The organism is Flavobacterium sp. MMS24-S5 (genome assembly GCF_050320125.1).
Lineage (GTDB): Bacteria > Bacteroidota > Bacteroidia > Flavobacteriales > Flavobacteriaceae > Flavobacterium > Flavobacterium tyrosinilyticum.
The window spans coordinates 3,632,729-3,652,351 of the sequence record NZ_CP190016.1 but is presented as its reverse complement, the minus strand read 5'-3'; the positions used below and the strand labels follow the sequence as shown (position 1 = coordinate 3,652,351).

Genomic DNA, 19,623 nt, shown 5'->3' with positions numbered 1-19,623 from the left:
TGCTTTAAAAAAAAGTCCCAAACTATATTACTATAATCTGGGACTTTAAAAAATTATAATTTTATTTAAAAATTACTTATTCCTTACTTTTTGTTCCCATTCCCAGGCGCTTGCCATCGCTTTATCAAGACTTAGTTCAGCCTTCCATCCTAAGACGTTATTTGCCTTATCTGTATTTGCGTAAGCTTCAGTAATATCACCTTCGCGGCGAGGCATCATCTTATAAGGCAGTTTTTTACCGCTGACTTTTTCAAAACTATGAATCACTTCAAGAACAGAACTTCCCTTTCCAGTTCCTAAATTGAAGGTTTCCACTTTTGCTAAATTCTTTTTATTTAACAAACGCTGTAAAGCAATTACGTGTGCTTTTGCTAAATCGACAACGTGAATATAATCGCGAACTGCAGTTCCGTCTGGAGTTGGGTAATCATTACCAAAAACAGATAATTCCTGGCGCATTCCTACACCTGTTTGTGTAATAAAAGGCACTAAATTTTGAGGAACCCCCAAAGGCAATTCTCCAATTTCTACTGATTCGTGAGCTCCAACCGGGTTAAAGTAACGCAATAAAATCGCGCTGATATTGGTAACTTTCGCGGTGTCTGTAATAATTTCTTCTCCAATCTGTTTTGTGTTTCCGTAAGGAGACATTGCCAACTGAACTGGAGCATCTTCTGTAATTGGCATTTTTTCGGCTTGACCGTAAACGGTACAAGACGAGCTAAAAATAAAACTTGCTTCAGGTTTTTGCTGTAATTCCTGTAAAAGATAAATTAAACTGCTAATGTTGTTTTCATAATACAATAAAGGCTGCTCAACACTTTCGCCCACTGCTTTTGAGGCCGCAAAATGAATTACCCCAGTAACATCATTATGTTTTTTAAAAAAATCCTGCACTGCAGTCTTTTCTCTTAAATCTAATTTTTCAAATAAAGGTGTTTTCCCTGTAATTGCTGTAATTCCATTTAAAACATCTTCTGAAGAATTGGAAAGGTTATCAATAATCACTACTTCGAAGCCTTCATTTTGCAATTCGACTACGGTGTGAGATCCAATAAATCCTAATCCTCCTGTTACTAATACTTTCATTTCGTGGTGGTTTGCGGTTATATTTTGGCTAATATTTAAATTGTTTTATTTTAAAAATTCGATTACGCTGTCTGTAATATATTTAATCTGTTCATCATCAAGTTCTGTATGCATTGGTAAAGCAATTACTTCTTGAACTAATTGATTTGTTACAGGAAATTGTTCTTCTTTATAACGAGGATCTAAATATGCTTTTTGAGAGTGAAGCGGAATTGGATAATAAATTGCACAAGGAATTCCTTTATCCAATAAATGTTGCATTAAAGCATTACGATCTGCATCAACGATTCTTAATACATATTGATGAAAAACGTGATCATTTTCGTTTGCATCAAAATCTGGAGTTATGATATGCGCATTTCCAGCGAAAGCTGCATTGTATTTAGTTGCTGCCAAACGACGTGCTTGATTGTATTCATCTAAAAGTGGTAATTTTGCATTTAAAACTCCAGCCTGAATACTATCTAAACGTGAATTTACACCTACAACATCGTGGTGGTAACGCTCATACATTCCGTGATTTACGATTCCGCGGATAATGTGAGCCAATTTATCATCATTTGTAAAAATCGCTCCTCCGTCACCATAACATCCTAAGTTTTTAGATGGGAAGAATGAAGTTGCTGCCACGTGACCAATTGTTCCTACTTTAACTTTTGAACCAGATTTAGAAACATAATCTGCACCAATTGCCTGAGCATTATCTTCGATTACATATAAATTGTATTGAGCTGCAATTTCCATAATCGCATCCATATTTGCAGCGCGTCCAAATAAATGAACAGGAACAATCGCTTTTGTTTTTGGCGTAATTGCTTTTTTTACCGCATCAATATCTATGTTCATATTATGCAAATCAACATCAACCAAAACTGGAGTTAATTGCAATAAAGCAATCACCTCAACAGTAGCAGCAAAAGTAAAATCGGCAGTGATAACTTCGTCTCCAGGCTGAAGACCAAGTCCCATCATTGCAATCTGCAACGCATCAGTACCATTTGCACAAGGAATAACGTGTTTCGCGCCTAAATAATCTTCAAGATTTTTTTGAAAATGATGAACTAAAGGTTCCGTTGATATAAGTATTTGTATCTAAAACTTCTTGAATTGAAGCATCTACAGTAGATTTTATTTTTTCGTATTGACTCTTTAAGTCAACCATTTGTATTTTTTTCATTTTGAATCTATTTAAAAAAATTAAAGACACCGTTTTTAGGCAGAAATCTCTAAAAGGAGGAACAAAAATAGTTATTAATAGCTTCAAACCAATGAAAATAGTCGAAAGAAATGTAATTTAGCTGCAAAAAAAATTACATGCTTTTTTTATACAATCTAACCATTTACATCGCAGGATTTTTCTTAAAAATCATAGCGCTATTTAGTCCAAAAATTAAGCTTTTTATTGAAGGCCGAAAAAATGTATTTTCAGTATTAGAAGAAAAAATTAAAGCAGAGGACAAAACAATCTGGTTTCATTCTGCCTCACTTGGCGAATATGAACAAGGACTTCCTGTTATAGAAAAAATCAAAGAAAAATATCCCTCACATAAAATTATTGTAACCTTTTTTTCACCATCTGGATACGAAGTGCGTAAAAATAACACAGTTGCCGATGTGACCATTTATTTACCGCTTGACACTAAAAGTAATGCAAAACGATTTTTAAAACTGGTTCATCCCGAATTTGCATTTTTTATTAAATACGAATTCTGGCTAAACTATTTAAAGGAATTAGAAAAAAGCAAGACTCCTACTTATTTAATTTCTGGAATTTTCAGAGACAATCAAATGTTCTTTAAGTGGTATGGCGGTTTTTACCGAAAAGCATTAAATGCATTCACCTATTTTTTTGTTCAGAATGAAAGCTCTAAACAAAAAATAGAATCACTTGGTTTTAAAAATGTAATTGTTTCTGGCGACACCCGTTTTGATCGTGTAAATGCTATTTTAGAAAGAGACAATCGCTTAGATTTTGTAGAAAATTTCAAAAACAACCAACCAACAATTGTAGTTGGAAGCTCGTGGCCAAAAGACGAAGTACTAATTGCCGAATATATCAATCAAGCTCCTGAAAATGTAAAATTCATTATTGCTCCACATAATATTAAGCCAGATCAAATTTCAGATCTTTTGTCGAAAATCACAAAATCAACCATTCTATTCTCAGAAAAAGAAAATAAAGATTTATCTAATTATAATGTTCTTATAATAGATACAATTGGCATTTTGACCAAGATTTATAGTTACGGAACCATTGCATATGTAGGCGGCGGATTTGGAAACCCAGGAATACACAACATATTAGAGCCTGCTACTTTTGGAATTCCAATTGTAATTGGCCCTAATTATTCGAAGTTCGCAGAAGCAGTTGATTTAGTCAAAATTGGAGGCTGCATGCCCATATCAACGAGCGCAGAACTTAAAGTGATTTTTGATCAATTATTGAATGATAAAAACTTTCTAGAAGAAAAAAGCGCAATCTGCAAATCGTTTATTCAAGACCATAAAGGAGCCACTGAAACGATCATAAAACTCATCTCATAGCCTTTTGACTTGATAAAGGTGTTAAAATTGAAGAAATAAGTCTAAACGATCCTGCTTAAATACTCTTAAAAAACAATACAAATCCTAAATCAAAGAAACTAAATAACTGATTTTCATAAAGATTATTCAACAAAAAATTATTTAGACGAGAAATTAGATAATTTAAGAAAAATTTATAATTTTGGCATATTCTTTGATAAATAAGATAAACGTGAGTAAGGAAAATATTTTAAAAAAAAAGTGAAAAAATATTTTACATATTAAAAAATTTATATCTTTGCCACGAATTAATAATTAACCTTTTATAATAAAGTAAGATGAAAAAAGTATTTTTAAGTTTAGCTGTTGTTGCTGTTTTAACTGTTGTATCTTGTAAAAAAGCTGACGCTGCTGCTGAAGCTCCTGCTGTAGATTCTACTGCTGTTGCTGTTGATTCAGCTGCTGCTGTTGTTGATTCTGCTGCTGCAACTGTTGATTCTGCTGCTGCTAAAGTTGATTCTGCTGCTGCTAAAGTAGAAGAAGTAAAAAAATAATTAGAACCTAAGTTCTAACGATTTTAAAACCATCTTTATAGATGGTTTTTTTTGCGATTAACTTTTTTTTTCGCAAATTCCACAAATAAAAAAAGCGTCCGCAATTGCGAACGCTTTTTTTTTATTCAGCCGCCTCCTCTACTTCTTCATCTTCAGATTCTTCGTCACCAAAAATTGATTCACTCGAAGAAAAATCCAAAATCTCTGACCTAGAAGAATAAGTCACAATTTCTTTCACCCCTTTCTGCAAAAGCAATTCTGTACTGTATTTTCGACTTGTAGCAAAATGAACATCACCAAGCATCAATTTGAAAAAATATTTCCCGCCAGAGCCTTTAAACTTCAAAAACTTAGCAAGCTCAATATTCGCTTTAAACTTTTCAATATCCTCTTCACACTCAAACCTCAACTCATAACTCAAACTCGTAAAAATTACTTTCCCTCTCCGAGAAGTAAACGTAAACTTATATTCATCATTAAACCGCTTGCTAATTACAAAAGCACCCATTTATAAATTTTAGATTTTAGATTGTTGATTTTTTTTTTGAGATTCTGAGATTCTGAGATTCTGAGATTCTGAGATTCTGAGATTCTGAGATTCTGAGATTCTGAGATTCTGAGATTCTGAGATTCTGAGATTCTGAGATTCTGAGATTCTGAGATTCTGAGATTCTGAGATTCTGAGATTCTGAGATTCTGAGATTCTGAGATTCTGAGATTCTGAGATTCTGAGATTCTGAGATTCTGAGATTCTGAGATTCTGAGATTCTGAGATTCTGAGATTCTGAGATTCTGAGATTCTGAGATTCTGAGATTCTGAGATTCTGAGATTCTAATAAATTTACTGCGTAAATTTATTATCTGCAAGTCTGCAAATAAAAAAAGCCTCTTCAAAAGAAGAGGCTTTAGTACTCAGAGCGGGACTTGAACCCGCACGAACATTGCTGTTCACTGGATTTTAAGTCCAGCGTGTCTACCAATTTCACCATCCGAGCATTGTATGGTTTTTTGAGCGAAAAACGGGGCTCGAACCCGCGACCTCGACCTTGGCAAGGTCGCGCTCTACCAACTGAGCTATTTTCGCATTTTCAAATTCTATTTAAGAACTGCAACACTTAATTTGTTTCGTATTGCGAGTGCAAATTTAGGACATTTATTCAATTACACAAGCGTTTTTTCAAAAAAAAATCCACTTATTTTATAACATTCTGATAACCTAAACTTTAAAATTGAAAATTTTTAGATTTTATTTTTTAACCAGCATTCTTTTGATCTCATTCAGTTTCATCAATGCTTCTACTGGTGTAATTGCATTAATGTCGAGGCTCAAAATTTCCTCTTTTATCTCTTCCAACAAAGGATCATCTAGATTAAAGAAACTCATCTGCATTTCATCATTAGCAGATTTTATTCCGTTTAAAGCATCACTTGAATGGTTCTTTTCTAATTTCTTTAAAAGCTTTTGTGCTTTCGAAATAACCAGCTGAGGCATTCCAGCCATTTTTGCAACGTGAATTCCGAAACTATGTGCGCTTCCTCCTTTTACCAGCTTTCTAACAAAAAGAACGGTATCTTTTAATTCTTTCACCGCCACATTAAAATTCTGGATTCTCGGCATCGATTCTGTCATTTCATTCAGCTCATGATAATGCGTTGCAAAAAGCGTTTTTGCTCTTCCTGGATGCTCGTGCAAGAATTCAGCAATTGCCCAAGCAATCGAGATTCCGTCGTAGGTACTTGTTCCTCTTCCAATCTCATCTAACAGCACTAAACTTCTATCTGAAATATTATTCAAGATCGAAGCCGTTTCGTTCATTTCGACCATAAAAGTAGATTCTCCCATAGAGATATTATCTGAAGCTCCTACTCTGGTAAAGATCTTATCGACAATTCCCATTCTAACACTATCAGCAGGAACAAAACTTCCCATTTGAGCCAAAAGTACAATTAGAGCCGTTTGCCTTAAAATCGCCGACTTACCCGACATGTTTGGCCCGGTAATCATAATAATCTGCTGCGTTTCTCTGTCTAAGAAAACATCATTGGCAATATATGGCGTTCCAACTGGCAATTGCTTTTCGATTACGGGGTGTCTTCCGTTTTTGATATCCAATTCGAATGTATCATCAATTTCTGGCTGCACATATTGATTTTCGACAGCCATTTGCGTAAACGAGCATAAACAATCTAGTTGCGCAATCAAATACGCGTTCATTTGAACTGGTTTGATGTAAGTCGAAATCCAAGCTACCAATTGCTCAAAAAGCTCACTTTCTATTTTATAGATCTTTTCTTCTGCTCCTAAAATTTTGGTTTCATATTCTTTCAATTCTTCGGTAATATAACGCTCTGCATTTACCAAAGTCTGTTTACGAATCCATTCTTCTGGAACTTTATCTTTGTGCGTATTTCTAACTTCAATATAGTACCCGAAAACATTGTTAAAAGAAATTTTCAATGAAGAAATTCCTGTCCTTTCAGATTCTCTTTTTTCAATTCCTTCTAAAAATTCTTTTCCTGAAGTTGAAATCGCACGCAATTCATCCAGTTCTTCATTTATTCCTGCTGCAATCGCATTTCCTTTTGAGATTGCAACTGGCGCATCTTGGTTTAATGTCGTTTTAATTTTTTCGCGAAGCAAATCACAAGCATGTAAACTGTCTCCGATAACTTTTACCGCTTCTTGCGGACTTTCCAGCGCAAGAGTTTTAATCGGAATAATGGCATCTAAAGATTCCTTTAAATACACAATTTCTCTTGGCGAAACTTTTCCTGCAGCAATTTTAGAAATCAAACGCTCTAAATCTGAAATCTGTTTAATCTGATATTGGATATTATGCAGAATTTCAGGATTTGACTTTAAATACGCTACTACTTCATGTCGTCCTTTTATTTTATTAGCGTCTTTTAAAGGCAATGCCAACCAACGTTTCAACAAACGACCTCCCATTGGAGAAAGCGTTTTATCGATAACGTCCAAAAGCGTAACTGCATTTGGATTATAACTATGATACAATTCCAAGTTTCGAATCGTAAAACGATCCATCCACACGTAAGCATCTTCCGCAATACGCTGAATTGCCGTAATATGCTGCACACGATTATGCTGCGTCTCTGACAAATAATATAAAATTGCTCCAGAAGCAATAATTCCTTCTTTTAATTCTTCAACACCAAATCCTTTTAAGGAATTCGTCTGAAAATGCTTTGTTAAAGTTTCTAAAGCGTAATCTTCTTTATAAATCCAATCTTCTAGGTAGAAACTATGAAAATCTTCTCCAAAAGCAGTTTTAAAATCATTCTTATTATTCTTTGCAACCAAAACCTCGCTTGGGTTAAAGTTCTGCAACAATTTATCAATATATTCTGCATTTCCTTGAGCCGTTAAAAACTCTCCAGTTGAAACATCTAAAAATGAAATTCCGATATTTTTATTAGCAAAATAAACAGATGCTAAAAAGTTATTTGATTTCGATTGTAAAACCTCGTCATTCAAAGAAACTCCAGGAGTTACCAATTCTGTTACCCCTCTTTTTACAATTGTTTTGGTCATTTTTGGATCTTCCAGCTGATCACAGATTGCAACACGAAGTCCAGCTTTTACCAATTTTGGCAAATAAGTATTAACAGAATGATGTGGAAAGCCCGCAAGCGCCGTTTCTGTATCAGATCCTGCACCTCTTTTAGTTAATGTTATTCCTAAAATCTTAGAAGCTCGAATGGCGTCTTCTCCAAAGGTTTCATAAAAATCTCCTACTCTGAAAAGCAGACATGCATCAGGATATTTAGCCTTGATTTCGTTGTACTGTTTCATTAAAGGTGTTTCCTTCACCACTTTCTCTTTAGCTGCCAAATTGTAATGTTTTTAAATGAAAAATTAAGACAGCGAATTTATGCTTTTTTAGCCGCATATGAAAAGCTTCAAAAATTAAAATATTTTAAGATTTTTTTAGGTTGTAGTATAAGATTTTTACATAGCTTTGTTTATCATTAAAAAAGACCCTTAAAGATGAAAAAAATAATCTTATTCGCTATGTTAGCTGTAGCTGGTATTACGGCTACTAATGCACAAACAACTAAAAAAGCTAAAGCGGCTAAAGTTGCTAAAGTTGAAGGAGCTGGAATGGCTTTCGAAACTGAAACTATTGATTACGGAACTATCGCTCACAATGCTGATGGAAAACGTGAATTCGTTTTTGTAAACAACGGAACTAAGCCATTAATCATTACTAACACTACAGGATCTTGCGGATGTACTGTTCCAACTACTCCAAAAGAACCAATCGCTCCAGGAGCTAAAGGTGTTATTGGTGTAAAATATGCTACTGATAGAGTTGGTGCTTTTACAAAAACTGTAACTGTAACTTCTAACGCAGAAGGACAACCTACAAAAATCCTTACTATTAAAGGTACTGTTTTACCAGATCCAGTAAAAAGCTAATCTGAAAAACATTTAAAATAATCAAAAAGCTTCCTTATCTTTGGAAGCTTTTTTTATGACTACAATTCAAAAACAATGAGAAAACTCGAAAACAGCGAACTAGACCGTAAATCTATTGAAGATTTTAAAAAATCGGAGAAAACACCTTTAATATTAGTTTTAGACGATATTAGAAGCCTACACAATATTGGTTCTGTTTTTAGAACTGCTGATGCGTTTTTGATTGAAAAAATAATCTTATGCGGAATCACCGCAACTCCTCCAAATAAGGAAATCCATAAAACTGCTCTTGGCGCAACCGAAACTGTTGCTTGGGAACATCACGAAAATGTTTTGGAAGTTATCGAAAACTTAAAGAAAGAAAATGTTCTTACAATGGCAATTGAGCAGGTTGAAAGTTCGATATTTCTTCAAGATTTTAAAATCAAAAAAGACCAGAAATATGCTTTAGTTTTTGGAAATGAAGTTTATGGCGTTTCGCAAGAAGCCGTAGCAATCTGCGACGGATGCATTGAAATTCCGCAACTTGGAACCAAACACTCTCTTAATATTTCTGTAAGCGCTGGAATTGTGGTTTGGGATTTATTTCAAAAGATGAACTGGCCAGAATAAAAACAATCCATTTTTATTAAAAAAGTGTGATTTTACAATATTTTTAAGCTTTAAAATGTTAGAAATGTAAATATATTTTTTTATTATTATAAAATTGATACTTTTATAAAATGAAAAATAATCATTTCTTAAAAGCATCTTTTTTATTCATTTTACTGCTGTCCAGTTTTATTGGATTTGCACAACAATATACTTCAATTCCCGATTCTAATTTTGAACAAGCTTTAATCGATTTAAATATTGATAGCACTATTGATGGTCAAGTTCTGACTGCAAATATTATTAATCTGAAGACATTAGTGCTACAAGGAAAAAATATTTCAGATCTAACCGGAATAGAAAACTTTACAAATCTGGAATATTTAGACTTAGGAGCAACCAATAATGACCCTGATAGGAATAACAAAATCAGCTATTTAAATATCACCAAAAACACGAAGCTAAAGCTTCTAAGTTGCAATTTCAACAATCTAACCAGTCTTGATTTATCAAAAAACACCAATTTAACTGAACTACATTTAAATGGAAACAAATTAAGTAGCATCAACATATCTAACAATAACCTTTTAGCCGTTTTTAATTGCGGCGGCAACAATCTTACAAATCTAGATGTAACCCAAAACACAGCATTAAAACATTTATCTTTCGACAGAAACAAATTAACAGATATAGATTTATCAAACAATACAGCATTAATCGGTTTAGCCTGCAATTACAACCAATTAACGAATCTTAATATCAGCAAAAACATAAATCTTGATAATTTAAATTGCAGTTTCAATAAATTAACCACTCTAGATGTTAGTCAAAATACTATTATTCAAGGCATATCCTGCGATGGCAATCAGCTAACAAGTTTAGATGTCAGTAATAATCCGATTTTAAAAACTTTAACTTTAAATAGCAATAAAGTAAGTGCGTTGGACATTTCTAAAAATCTTCAATTATTTATTATAGATGCTGGCAATAATCAATTAACTAGCATCGATGTAACAAAGCATTTACGTTTGATCCATTTAAATATTGGTAGTAATCCAATATCCAATCTAGATGTTACAAATAATAGCGATTTAGCATCATTATCTTTTAGTTCGACAAAGATTTCCAATATTGATACTTCTAAAAACCCCAAACTAACACAGTTATATTGTTCTAACACATTATTAACTTCTTTAGATGTTTCTAAAAATCCTGAGTTAATAAGCTTTATTTGCAATAGCAATTCATTAACTTCTTTGAATTTAAAAAACGGAAACAATACTCTACTTAATAATTTAAGTTTTGTCTCCAACCCAAGCCTTAGCTGCATTCAAGTAGACAACGCAAATTATTCTAATGCCAATTGGTCTGCTTACAAAGACAATACAGCTACTTATTCTAACGATTGCAGTAAATTTTCGGCTGTGGCTCCGCCAGTAATTAAAGCTATTGGTGATCAATTATATTGTCCTCAAGAAACTATAAAAATTGCAACAGACGTAACCATAACAAATGATCCTTCTGAAATTGGAACCGAAGCCATTTACATTCAAATTTCTTCTGGATATTCTAGCGGTTTTGATAAACTTGTACTTTTAAATCCTACAGCTCATTCTAACATTACCACAAGTTGGGATCCTGTGGCAGGAAAACTAACATTATCTAGCACTACCACTGGAGCCGATGTTTTATATTCCGATTTTGTTGCCGCTATTAAAGATGTTGCCTTTACAAATTCTTCTGCAACAGCTTCTGGAATCAGGACATTTTCTATCACAATGGGTAAAGCAAATTATTTACCCTCTACACAGCATTATTATGAATATGTTCCAAGTATCGGAATAACATGGACAGCGGCAAGAGATGCGGCAGCGGCTCGTACTTATTATGGTCTTCAAGGTTATTTAGCCACTATATTATCTGCTGATGAAGCAAAACTAATTGGCGAGCAAGCTTCTGGAACGGGATGGATTGGAGGCAGCGATGCCGAAACTGAAGGAGTCTGGAAATGGGTTACGGGCACTGAAACAGGAACTATTTTTTGGAATGGAAACGCAAACGGATCAACACCAAATTATGCTTTTTGGAACACAAATGAACCCAACCAACAAGGCGATGAAGATTACGCTCACATTACACAGCCTGGTGTAGGAATACGTGGCTCTTGGAACGACTTATCAAATGCAGGAGATACCTCTGGAGATTATCAGCCAAAAGGATATGTGGTAGAATATGGCGGAATGCCGGGCGAAACTCCTTTACAGATTGCAACCAGTACCAAAATTACCATTCCTGTGGCAACACCAGCTAGCAATCTGAGTCCCGTTTGCAACTCAGGAAGTTTTACTTTAACTGCAACCGCAAATGCTGGTACGATTAACTGGTACGATGCCGCTACAGGAGGAAATTTATTAGAAACTGGACCTACCTACACCACTCCACCAATACATACAACAACCACTTATTATGTTGATGCAGGTTGCGAACTAAACCGAAAATCAATAACTGCAACTGTAAATATAACTCCTTCGACTCCTATTGCAGAACGAGACACCTATACCAATTGTGGCCCAGGAACTCTGACTATTAAAGCAACTTCAAATATTGGTTCTATAAATTGGTATGCTTCAGCAACTGGAGGAACTAGTCTTTATGTTGGAACAACTTTTACCACTCCAACAATTTCATCCAATACCACTTATTATGCCGAAGCATCAAATAGTGGATGCATCAACCCAACAAGAACTCCAATAAATATCGAGATTTACACACCTCCAGCTGTTACTGATGAAACTTTGCCATTGTGCGAATTTAAGACCATAACATTAGATGCTGGAATTTCTGGAATGAATTATTTATGGTCAAATGGAGCTACAACTCAAACTACTACTGTTAGCACTGGCGGAACATACACGGTAGCCGTTACAAGTCCGTCTCCTGAAAATTGCACGAGCACAAAAACAATTATAGTCGAGGAGCATAAAATTCCTCAAATTGCGCGAATTGATGTTGAAGGAACAAGAGCTATTATCTACCCTGTAAAAGCAGAAGATTATTATGAATATTCTGTGGATGGTGTCAATTTTCAAGATTCCACTATTTTCTACGATGTTCCTGGCGGATTACAAACTGCGTATGCACGAGAAAAAAGTGGCTGCGGGCAAAATACCAAACAATTTGTAGTGCTCGTTTTTCCTCCATTTTTCACACCAAACAACGATACTTACAACGATGTTTGGGAAGTAACCGGAATGGAAAATTATCCTCAGGCGGTCGTTACGATTTTTGACCGCTACGGAAAATTGATAGCACAATTAAGCCGTTTCAAAATGACTTGGGACGGTACTTTAAATCAAGTTCCGCTTCCTGCTTCAGATTATTGGTATGCTTTAAAAGTAGATGATTCAATGCCTATTTTAAGAGGACATTTTACTTTGAAAAGATAGTTTTTAACGAGAGAATATGTCAATTTGATAATTAGATAATTTAAACCATTGTTTAGAAGATTATCTAATTGACACATTTTCTAATTAACACATTAGCACAGCTTCTTCTTAATTTCATTTAATATATAAAGATAATCTTCGTGTTTTTTTACAAAATCTCGGTCTGAAACATCAATGATTAAAACATTCAAATCGGTTTGAGATTTTATGTATTCCAAATACCCATTATTGATTTTATCCAAATAGGATCCTTCAATATTCTGTTCGTAAATACGTCCGCGTTTTTTTATATTTTGAAGAAGTCGTTCTGTATTTTGATACAAATAAACATACAAATCTGGTTTTGGCATTTCTTTATAAATGATATCAAACAGATTTCTATACAAACGATATTCATCTTCGGCAAGCGTTATTTTCGCAAAAATCAAAGATTTAAAAATATGATAATCGGCAACTATAAAATCTTTAAACAAATCAAATTGCGCCAAATCATCGGCCAATTGCTGATAACGGTCCGCTAGAAAAGACATTTCTAGAGGAAACGCGTATCTATTTTGATCTTTATAGAATTTGGGCAAAAATGGATTATCTGCAAAACGTTCCAAAACAGTTTTTCCGTTAAAATCTTCGGCTATTTTATGCACCAAAGTAGTTTTTCCTGCCCCAATATTTCCTTCAAAAGCAACATAATTAAATTGATTTAAAGGAATTTTTGCAATCGGACTTTTCAGATTCTGCACAACTGTACAAACACTATCATCTGGAGTTACGGCAATCAATTCGGGAATTGTTTTTTGTAAAATCGGATGTTTCCAACTTAACTTTAAATCCTGCATTGGAAGTAAAACAAAATTCCTGTTCTGCATTAGCGGATGCGGGATTTGAAGTTTTTCCGTATCGATTATTTCGTTATCAAAAGCAATCAAATCGACATCAATAATTCTAGACTGATACCCTTCTTGATTCAAGCGAATTCTTCCTAGTTCTTTTTCGACTTTTAAAATTTGATTTAATACTTTTTGCGCAGATGAATTGGTGTGCAAAAGAAGTGCACAATTATAAAAAGCATCACTTTCAAATCCCCACGCAGGAGTTTCGTAAAGTTTTGAAACCTCGATAACAGTCCCCACATTTTGATGTATTAAATCAATACAATTTTGAATGTTTTCTAGTCTGCTGCCTTGGTTGCTGCCTATCGATAAAACGACTTGATGCTGTAATTTCATAATTAATGCAAATTAACTAAAACTATTTTAGAATTAACCAATATATTTGTGAAACGACGTCTCAAATACAATCCTAAATTTAGATGTCTAGTTTGTAACATTTTGCCCTTTTTTGCTACTTATTAAAAAAATATACATATGAAGTTTTTAGGAAATGTAATTGCCACAGTTATTGGTATTTTTGTTTTTATTATGCTCTTCTTTTTTGGAGTAATCTTTATCGGAGTTGTTTTTGGCGGTGACGACAGTGTCTCTGTTAAATCTAATTCGGTTATTGAATTAAATTTAAAAGAAATTAAAAACGATTACGCAGGAAAATATAAAGATCCATGGGTAACTCGTTTTTCTGAACAAAAAGGCATTGGTCTAACCGATGTAATTAACGCTATTGAAGCGGCAAAAAAAGACGATAACATCAAAGGAATCTCGATCTTAAATGATGAATCGTCTCTTGGACTTGCACAATATAAAGATTTAAGAAATGCTCTGGAAAGCTTCAAAAAATCTGGAAAATTTGTCTGGGCTTATGCCAATACGTATTCTCAAAAAGAATATTACTTAAACTCTGTTGCCAATACCATTTATCTAAATCCAGCTGGAGATTTAGATTTTAAAGGACTTTCTTCTGAAGTTATGTTTTTCAAAGATTTTCAAGATAAATCTGGAATTCATATGGAGGTAATTCGTCACGGAAAATACAAAAGTGCCGTTGAACCTTTCTTAGACAATAAAATGAGCGATGCTAATAGAGAGCAGATTACTGCACTTTTAAACTCTATTTGGGGTATCGTTTCGGCAGATATTTCAAAAAGCAGAAATATTCCGTTACCAAAATTAAACGAAATTGCAAACGGTCTTTTGGCTAGAACTCCAGAAATGGCAAAACAGCAGCATTTAGTAGATATTATTGCTTACGAAGATGTTTATCACGATGCCATTAGAAAAGTTCTAAAAGTAGATAAAGATGAAGATTACAACAAAATTTCAATCTCAGATTACACTCAAAATCATGTAACAACAGCTTTAGCCGATACTTCAAGCGATCAGATTGCGATTATTTACGCTCAAGGCGAAATTGGAAGCGGTGAAGGAGATGTAAATACAATTGGAGAAGGTTCTATGCGCCGTTCTTTGCAAGAAGCGAGAAAAAATGATGATGTTAAAGCAATCGTTCTTAGAATTGACAGCCCAGGCGGAAGTGCGCTAACTTCTGATTTAATCTGGAGGGAAATTGAAATTACTAAAAAAGTTAAACCTGTTGTGGTTTCTATGGGTAATTATGCGGCTTCTGGCGGTTATTATATTGCTTGTAACGCCAATACAATTTTTGCTGAAAACAATACCATTACAGGATCAATTGGAGTTTTCGGAATGCTGCCAAACTTTAGTCCATTGGCTAACAAATTAGGAATCAATTCTGAACAAGTTAAAACGCATGAAAACTCAGCAAACTACAGTCCGTTTGTGCCTGTAGATGAAAAATTCAAAGCTTTTACTTTAGAAGGAGTCGAGAAAGTATACAACACTTTTGTAAGTCATGTTGCCGAAGGTCGAAAAATGACTTTTGCACAAGTCGACTCAATTGCGCAAGGTCGCGTTTGGTCAGGAACTGAAGCTTTAAAAATTGGTTTGGTGGATAAAATTGGCGGATTGAATGATGCGATTGCTGAAGCTGCTAAAATTGCTAAAGTAAAAAAATACAGTACTCAGAATTATCCTGAATACGAAAAAACACTAAACGATCTTCTTTCTAATCTCCCTTTTGCAAGATCTAAAGAAGCTTTTATAAAAGAAGAAATCGGCGAAGAAAACTATCTTCTTATCGAGCAGGTTAAGAAATTTCAAAAACAAAAAGGAGTGCAAACGATATTGCCTTACGGAATCAATATTTATTAATTCAATTAAAAGATGAATAAAGTAATTCTTTTTTTAACGGTTTTGTTTTGGAGTTTCATAAATGCTCAAGACAAAAAAGAAATCACGTTTAAGGAAACACCCGCTATATTAAAAATTAACAACGACCAGATTTTTGGTACGCTGACAACTCCAGATTTAACTAAAAAATTTCCGGTTGCTTTAATCATTGCTGGCTCTGGCCAACAGACAGAAACGGGAATAATCCGATGATGAAAAACAATTCGTTGAAAATGCTGGCAGAAGCTTTGGCTAAAAACGGAATTGCCTCTTTGCGATATGACAAAAGGGCTATAGGAGAAAGTAAAGCAGCAGGCGGATCTGAAGGCAGTCTAGTTTTCGAAAATTATATTCAAGATGCTAAAAGCTGGATTAATTACTTGAAACAAGACAAGCGTTTTTCTAAAATAATCATCATTGGTCATAGTGAAGGCTCTTTAATCGGAATGGTTGCCAGTGCAAAAGCAGACAAATTTGTATCTATTGCGGGCGCGGGCGAACCGGCAGATCAAATTCTGAAAACACAGATTGGTGCCAAATCAATGAAACAGTTAAACGATATGACTTTTCCGATTATTGATAGTTTAAAAAATGGATTTCAGGTTAAAAAAATTGATCCAATGCTGAATTCTCTTTTCAGGCCAAGCATTCAACCCTATTTGATTTCGTGGTTTAAATACAATCCGCAGACCGAAATACAAAAACTGACTATTCCTGTTTTACTAGTACAAGGAAATAATGATATTCAAATTGCAGTAAAAGATGCAGAGAATTTAAAACAAGCCAACAAAAATGCAGATTTGCAGATTATTGATAAAATGAATCATATCATGAAAATTGTTGATGGCAATCAGGAAGGTAATTTGGCTACGTACAACAATGAAACACTTCCTATTTCGGAAGTCTTGGTTGAGAAGATAGTTTCTTTTATTCAGAAATAATAAAATAAATTCACTTAAAAATCCGTTTTGAAAATAGTTCTTAACGGATTTTTTTTATTTAGCAATTTTAATAAAATTCTTACTTTTTTAAGAAAACTTTATCTGCAAACTGTAGTAAAAAAAACTATTTTTGCAGGAGTCGATTTTAAAATGTTAACCCTCAAATCTATTAATATATGCTAAAAAAAGTTTTAAAAATAAGTGCCATAGTTATTGTGGTATTTGTTGCTGCCTTATTTGCCATTCCGTTTTTGTTTAAAGACCAAATCAAATCTAAAATCGTCGAAGCAATTAACGAAAGTGTTGACGCTAAAGTAAGTTTTACAGATGCCGATTTAAGTTTATTTAAAAATTTTCCAAATGCAACGGTTGGAATCGAGAAATTAGTTATCATCAACAAAGCTCCTTTTGAAGGAGACACATTGGTTTCTTTAGGAGAATTAAATTTAAAAATGAGCGTTAAAGAACTTTTCAAAGGAAAAGATGAACCTTTAAGCATTCAGGGAATCAGTTCTACAAACGGATTAATAAACATTATTTTCAATAAAGATGGTGTCGGAAACTTCGATATTGCCTTAAAAGACAAAAAAGAAGATAAAAAAGATGAAGCAAGCAAACCACTTGCGCTTAAAATTCAAAACTATAAGATTGAGAATTTTACTTTTAGATACATCGATCAAGGTTCTAAAATTAAAATGGTAATTGACAGTTTAAACCACGAAGGAACTGGAGATTTTACCAATTCAAAATTAGATTTGACAACAAAATCTACTGCAAAAGTTTCATTGGACATGGATAAAATGAATTACATGAAAAATGTGAAACTGACTTTAGACGCCGTTCTTGGAATTGATTTAGATAAGAGCAAATATACTTTCAAAGAAAATAAAGCTTTAATCAACCAACTGCCTTTAGAGTTTGATGGATTTATTCAAATGACTGAAAAAGCTCAGATTTACGATTTGAAATTCAAAACGCCTACTTCATCGTTTACTAACTTCTTAGGTTTAATTCCTTCAGCATACGCATCTAGTTTAGAAGGTGTAAAAACGACTGGAGATTTTACTGTAAATGGTTTTGCAAAGGGTGAATTGACAGATACGACAGTTCCTAAATTTAATATCAAAATTGCATCAAACAACTCTTCTTTCCAATATCCAAACCTTCCAAAATCGGTTCAGAATATTGTAATTGATACGAAAATCATTAATGAAACCGGAATCTTAAATGACACTTACGTTAATTTAGATAAGTTATCTTTCAGAATTGACCAGGATGTTTTTAGCGCTAAAGCGAATATCAAAAACATAACGGTAAATCCAATTGTTGATGCAGCTTTAAAAGGAACAATCAACTTAGCTAATCTTTCGAAAGCCTATCCAATTAAAATGGATAAACCTTTGGCAGGTATTTTAAAAGCCGACGTAACTACAAATTTTGATATGGCATCTGTAGAGAAAAGTCAATATCAAAACATAAAAAATGCGGGTACAATGAGTTTGTCAGGATTTAAATATACTGATGAAAACAATAAAGCAATGAACATTAGTACAGCGTTGGTCGAATTTAATCCGAGCAAAATCAACTTAAAACAATTTGATGCTACAACTGGAAAAAGTGATATTAGTATTAACGGAGTTCTAGAAAATTTCTATGGTTTTATGTTTAAAAAACAAGAACTAAGAGGAAATTTCAACATGAGCTCAAAACAATTGGCTGTTGATGATTTTATGACTTCTGGCGAACCTGCAACTGCAAAATCAGAAGCGAAACCAGCTGAAGCGATGAAGATTCCGGCTTTCTTAAACTGTACTTTAAATGCTAAAGCTACAACTGTTTTATACGATAATTTAAAACTTCAGGATGTTGCTGGAACATTAATTATTAAAGACGAGAAAGCAACTCTTCAAAACTTTAAAACAAATATCTTCGGCGGATCAATTGGTCTTAACGGAGCCGTTTCTACAAAAGAAAAAGTACCAACGTTTGATATGAACTTAGGTTTCAATCAAGTTGATATTGCACAGACTTTTACACAGTTGGACATGATGAAAAAAATCGCTCCAATTGCGGGAATCATCAACGGAAAATTAAATTCGACTATCAAATTGAACGGTAATTTGGATGCCAAAGAATTAACCCCAGATCTTAAATCAATTTCAGGAGATTTAATTGGCCAATTACTATCTACTACAGTAAACTCGAGTAACTCTACTTTACTTACTGCATTAAGTTCTAATGTTAAGTTTCTTGATTTAAATAAAGTGAATCTGAATGACATTAAAGCTGCTTTAACTTTTGATAATGGAAAAGTAAATGTTAAACCTTTTGATATTAAATACCAAGATATTAAAGTAACGGTTGGAGGAACTCATGGTTTCGATCAAACTATGAATTATACTCTAAAATTTGATGTTCCTGCTAAATATTTAGGAACTGAAGCCAATAATTTAATTGCAAAATTATCTCCTGCTGATGCTGCAAAATTGGAAAACATTCCAATTAATGCCGCTTTGACGGGTAACTTTTCAAATCCTAAGATCAGTACAGATATGAAAGCTGCTGTAAGCAATTTGACTACACAATTGGTTAATCAGCAAAAAGAAAAACTGACTCAAAAAGGAACTACTGCGCTTACAGATTTAATCAATAAAAATACTAAAGCGAAAGATACAACTCAAGCTGCTAAAACTGAGAAAGAGCAAAAAACTCAGGAAGTAACAAAAAAAGCGAGTGATTTATTGAATGGATTGTTTAAGAAGAAGAATCCATAAAAAAGTTGCTAAGATGCTAAGGTTCTAAGATACTGAGTTTCTCTAAAGCTTAAAAAACTTAGAATCTCAGTATCTTAGAAACTTAGCATCTTTAAAAAAAAAATCCTGTTCATTCGAACAGGAT

The 19,623-nt window shown here is 33.7% G+C and carries 13 protein-coding genes, 2 tRNA genes and 1 pseudogene; 9 read left to right on the top strand and 7 right to left on the bottom strand.

The features are described 5' to 3' along the window. Positions 1–72 precede the first annotated feature (72 nt). On the bottom strand, positions 73–1,089 hold the full coding sequence (gene galE, locus ACPWTF_RS16795; RefSeq protein ID WP_427872229.1) for a UDP-glucose 4-epimerase GalE: 1,017 nt from the start codon (positions 1,087–1,089) through the stop codon (positions 73–75). Between the two features lie 45 nt (positions 1,090–1,134). Next, positions 1,135–2,266: pseudogene (locus ACPWTF_RS16790) on the bottom strand (DegT/DnrJ/EryC1/StrS family aminotransferase). A 137-nt stretch (positions 2,267–2,403) separates the two neighbouring features. Here ACPWTF_RS16790 and ACPWTF_RS16785 point away from each other — a divergent pair. Together ACPWTF_RS16785 and ACPWTF_RS16780 are read left to right on the top strand one after the other, a co-directional pair. Further along, the gene (locus tag ACPWTF_RS16785; protein ID WP_427872228.1) at positions 2,404–3,633 is read left to right on the top strand and encodes a 3-deoxy-D-manno-octulosonic acid transferase; all 1,230 of its coding nucleotides are present in this window, start codon (positions 2,404–2,406) and stop codon (positions 3,631–3,633) included. Between the two features lie 317 nt (positions 3,634–3,950). Further along, positions 3,951–4,166 (top strand): PG1828 family lipoprotein, encoded by a 216-nt coding sequence (locus ACPWTF_RS16780; protein ID WP_008467260.1) that lies wholly within the window; start codon positions 3,951–3,953, stop codon positions 4,164–4,166. Between the two features lie 121 nt (positions 4,167–4,287). Here the strand turns inward: ACPWTF_RS16780 and ACPWTF_RS16775 are convergent, their stop codons facing one another. The 4 genes from ACPWTF_RS16775 to mutS all read right to left on the bottom strand — a co-directional run bounded on the left by ACPWTF_RS16775 (position 4,288) and on the right by mutS (position 8,019). After that, entirely contained in the window at positions 4,288–4,674 is a 387-nt protein-coding gene (locus tag ACPWTF_RS16775) for a DUF1508 domain-containing protein (protein ID WP_427872227.1), read from the bottom strand. 401 nt (positions 4,675–5,075) lie between these two features. Continuing rightward, a tRNA-Leu gene (locus ACPWTF_RS16770) sits at positions 5,076–5,161 on the bottom strand. Between the two features lie 16 nt (positions 5,162–5,177). After that, positions 5,178–5,250 (bottom strand) — tRNA-Gly (locus ACPWTF_RS16765). Positions 5,251–5,412: 162 nt separating this feature from the next. Next, positions 5,413–8,019, bottom strand: a complete 2,607-nt coding sequence (mutS, locus tag ACPWTF_RS16760) for a DNA mismatch repair protein MutS (protein WP_427872226.1) — start codon at positions 8,017–8,019, stop codon at positions 5,413–5,415. A gap of 156 nt (positions 8,020–8,175) precedes the next feature. Between mutS and ACPWTF_RS16755 the strand changes: the two genes are divergently transcribed. The 3 genes from ACPWTF_RS16755 to ACPWTF_RS16745 all read left to right on the top strand — a co-directional run bounded on the left by ACPWTF_RS16755 (position 8,176) and on the right by ACPWTF_RS16745 (position 12,644). Next, complete coding sequence (locus ACPWTF_RS16755) at positions 8,176–8,607, top strand: DUF1573 domain-containing protein (protein WP_095927851.1); 432 nt, start codon at positions 8,176–8,178, stop codon at positions 8,605–8,607. Between the two features lie 75 nt (positions 8,608–8,682). Further along, complete coding sequence (locus tag ACPWTF_RS16750) at positions 8,683–9,219, top strand: RNA methyltransferase (RefSeq protein ID WP_427872225.1); 537 nt, start codon at positions 8,683–8,685, stop codon at positions 9,217–9,219. A gap of 110 nt (positions 9,220–9,329) precedes the next feature. Next, entirely contained in the window at positions 9,330–12,644 is a 3,315-nt protein-coding gene (locus ACPWTF_RS16745) for a T9SS type B sorting domain-containing protein (RefSeq protein ID WP_427872224.1), read from the top strand. 92 nt (positions 12,645–12,736) lie between these two features. Here ACPWTF_RS16745 and folK read toward each other — a convergent pair whose 3' ends face one another. Beyond that, positions 12,737–13,870, bottom strand: a complete 1,134-nt coding sequence (gene folK, locus ACPWTF_RS16740; RefSeq protein WP_427872223.1) for a 2-amino-4-hydroxy-6-hydroxymethyldihydropteridine diphosphokinase — start codon at positions 13,868–13,870, stop codon at positions 12,737–12,739. A 138-nt stretch (positions 13,871–14,008) separates the two neighbouring features. Here folK and sppA point away from each other — a divergent pair, with 138 nt between their 5' ends. From sppA to ACPWTF_RS16720, 4 genes are all read left to right on the top strand, one after another. Continuing rightward, complete coding sequence (sppA, locus tag ACPWTF_RS16735) at positions 14,009–15,766, top strand: signal peptide peptidase SppA (RefSeq protein WP_427872222.1); 1,758 nt, start codon at positions 14,009–14,011, stop codon at positions 15,764–15,766. 12 nt (positions 15,767–15,778) lie between these two features. Further along, positions 15,779–15,997 carry a hypothetical protein gene (locus ACPWTF_RS16730; protein ID WP_427872221.1) on the top strand — a complete coding sequence of 73 codons (219 nt, stop codon included), beginning with the start codon at positions 15,779–15,781 and terminating at the stop codon, positions 15,995–15,997. Then, positions 15,994–16,725: an alpha/beta hydrolase gene (locus ACPWTF_RS16725; RefSeq protein ID WP_427872220.1), complete on the top strand. Its 732-nt coding sequence runs from the start codon at positions 15,994–15,996 to the stop codon at positions 16,723–16,725. The genes ACPWTF_RS16730 and ACPWTF_RS16725 overlap by 4 nt, the downstream gene beginning before the upstream one ends. A 176-nt stretch (positions 16,726–16,901) precedes the next feature. Beyond that, positions 16,902–19,499: an AsmA-like C-terminal region-containing protein gene (locus ACPWTF_RS16720; RefSeq protein ID WP_427872219.1), complete on the top strand. Its 2,598-nt coding sequence runs from the start codon at positions 16,902–16,904 to the stop codon at positions 19,497–19,499. The last annotated feature ends 124 nt before the right edge of the window (positions 19,500–19,623 follow it).

Excerpts from the sequence above, each read along its gene's own strand:
- ACPWTF_RS16785 (WP_427872228.1), top strand. The coding sequence starts at position 2,404 with ATGCTTTTTTTATACAATCTAACCATTTACATCGCAGGATTTTTCTTA.
- ACPWTF_RS16745 (WP_427872224.1), top strand. The coding sequence starts at position 9,330 with ATGAAAAATAATCATTTCTTAAAAGCATCTTTTTTATTCATTTTACTG.
- ACPWTF_RS16720 (WP_427872219.1), top strand. The coding sequence starts at position 16,902 with ATGCTAAAAAAAGTTTTAAAAATAAGTGCCATAGTTATTGTGGTATTT.
- sppA (WP_427872222.1), top strand. The coding sequence starts at position 14,009 with ATGAAGTTTTTAGGAAATGTAATTGCCACAGTTATTGGTATTTTTGTT.
- ACPWTF_RS16725 (WP_427872220.1), top strand. The coding sequence starts at position 15,994 with ATGATGAAAAACAATTCGTTGAAAATGCTGGCAGAAGCTTTGGCTAAA.
- ACPWTF_RS16750 (WP_427872225.1), top strand. The coding sequence starts at position 8,683 with ATGAGAAAACTCGAAAACAGCGAACTAGACCGTAAATCTATTGAAGAT.
- ACPWTF_RS16780 (WP_008467260.1), top strand. The coding sequence starts at position 3,951 with ATGAAAAAAGTATTTTTAAGTTTAGCTGTTGTTGCTGTTTTAACTGTT.
- ACPWTF_RS16730 (WP_427872221.1), top strand. The coding sequence starts at position 15,779 with ATGAATAAAGTAATTCTTTTTTTAACGGTTTTGTTTTGGAGTTTCATA.
- ACPWTF_RS16775 (WP_427872227.1), bottom strand. The coding sequence starts at position 4,674 with ATGGGTGCTTTTGTAATTAGCAAGCGGTTTAATGATGAATATAAGTTT.
- folK (WP_427872223.1), bottom strand. The coding sequence starts at position 13,870 with ATGAAATTACAGCATCAAGTCGTTTTATCGATAGGCAGCAACCAAGGC.
- ACPWTF_RS16755 (WP_095927851.1), top strand. The coding sequence starts at position 8,176 with ATGAAAAAAATAATCTTATTCGCTATGTTAGCTGTAGCTGGTATTACG.
- galE (WP_427872229.1), bottom strand. The coding sequence starts at position 1,089 with ATGAAAGTATTAGTAACAGGAGGATTAGGATTTATTGGATCTCACACC.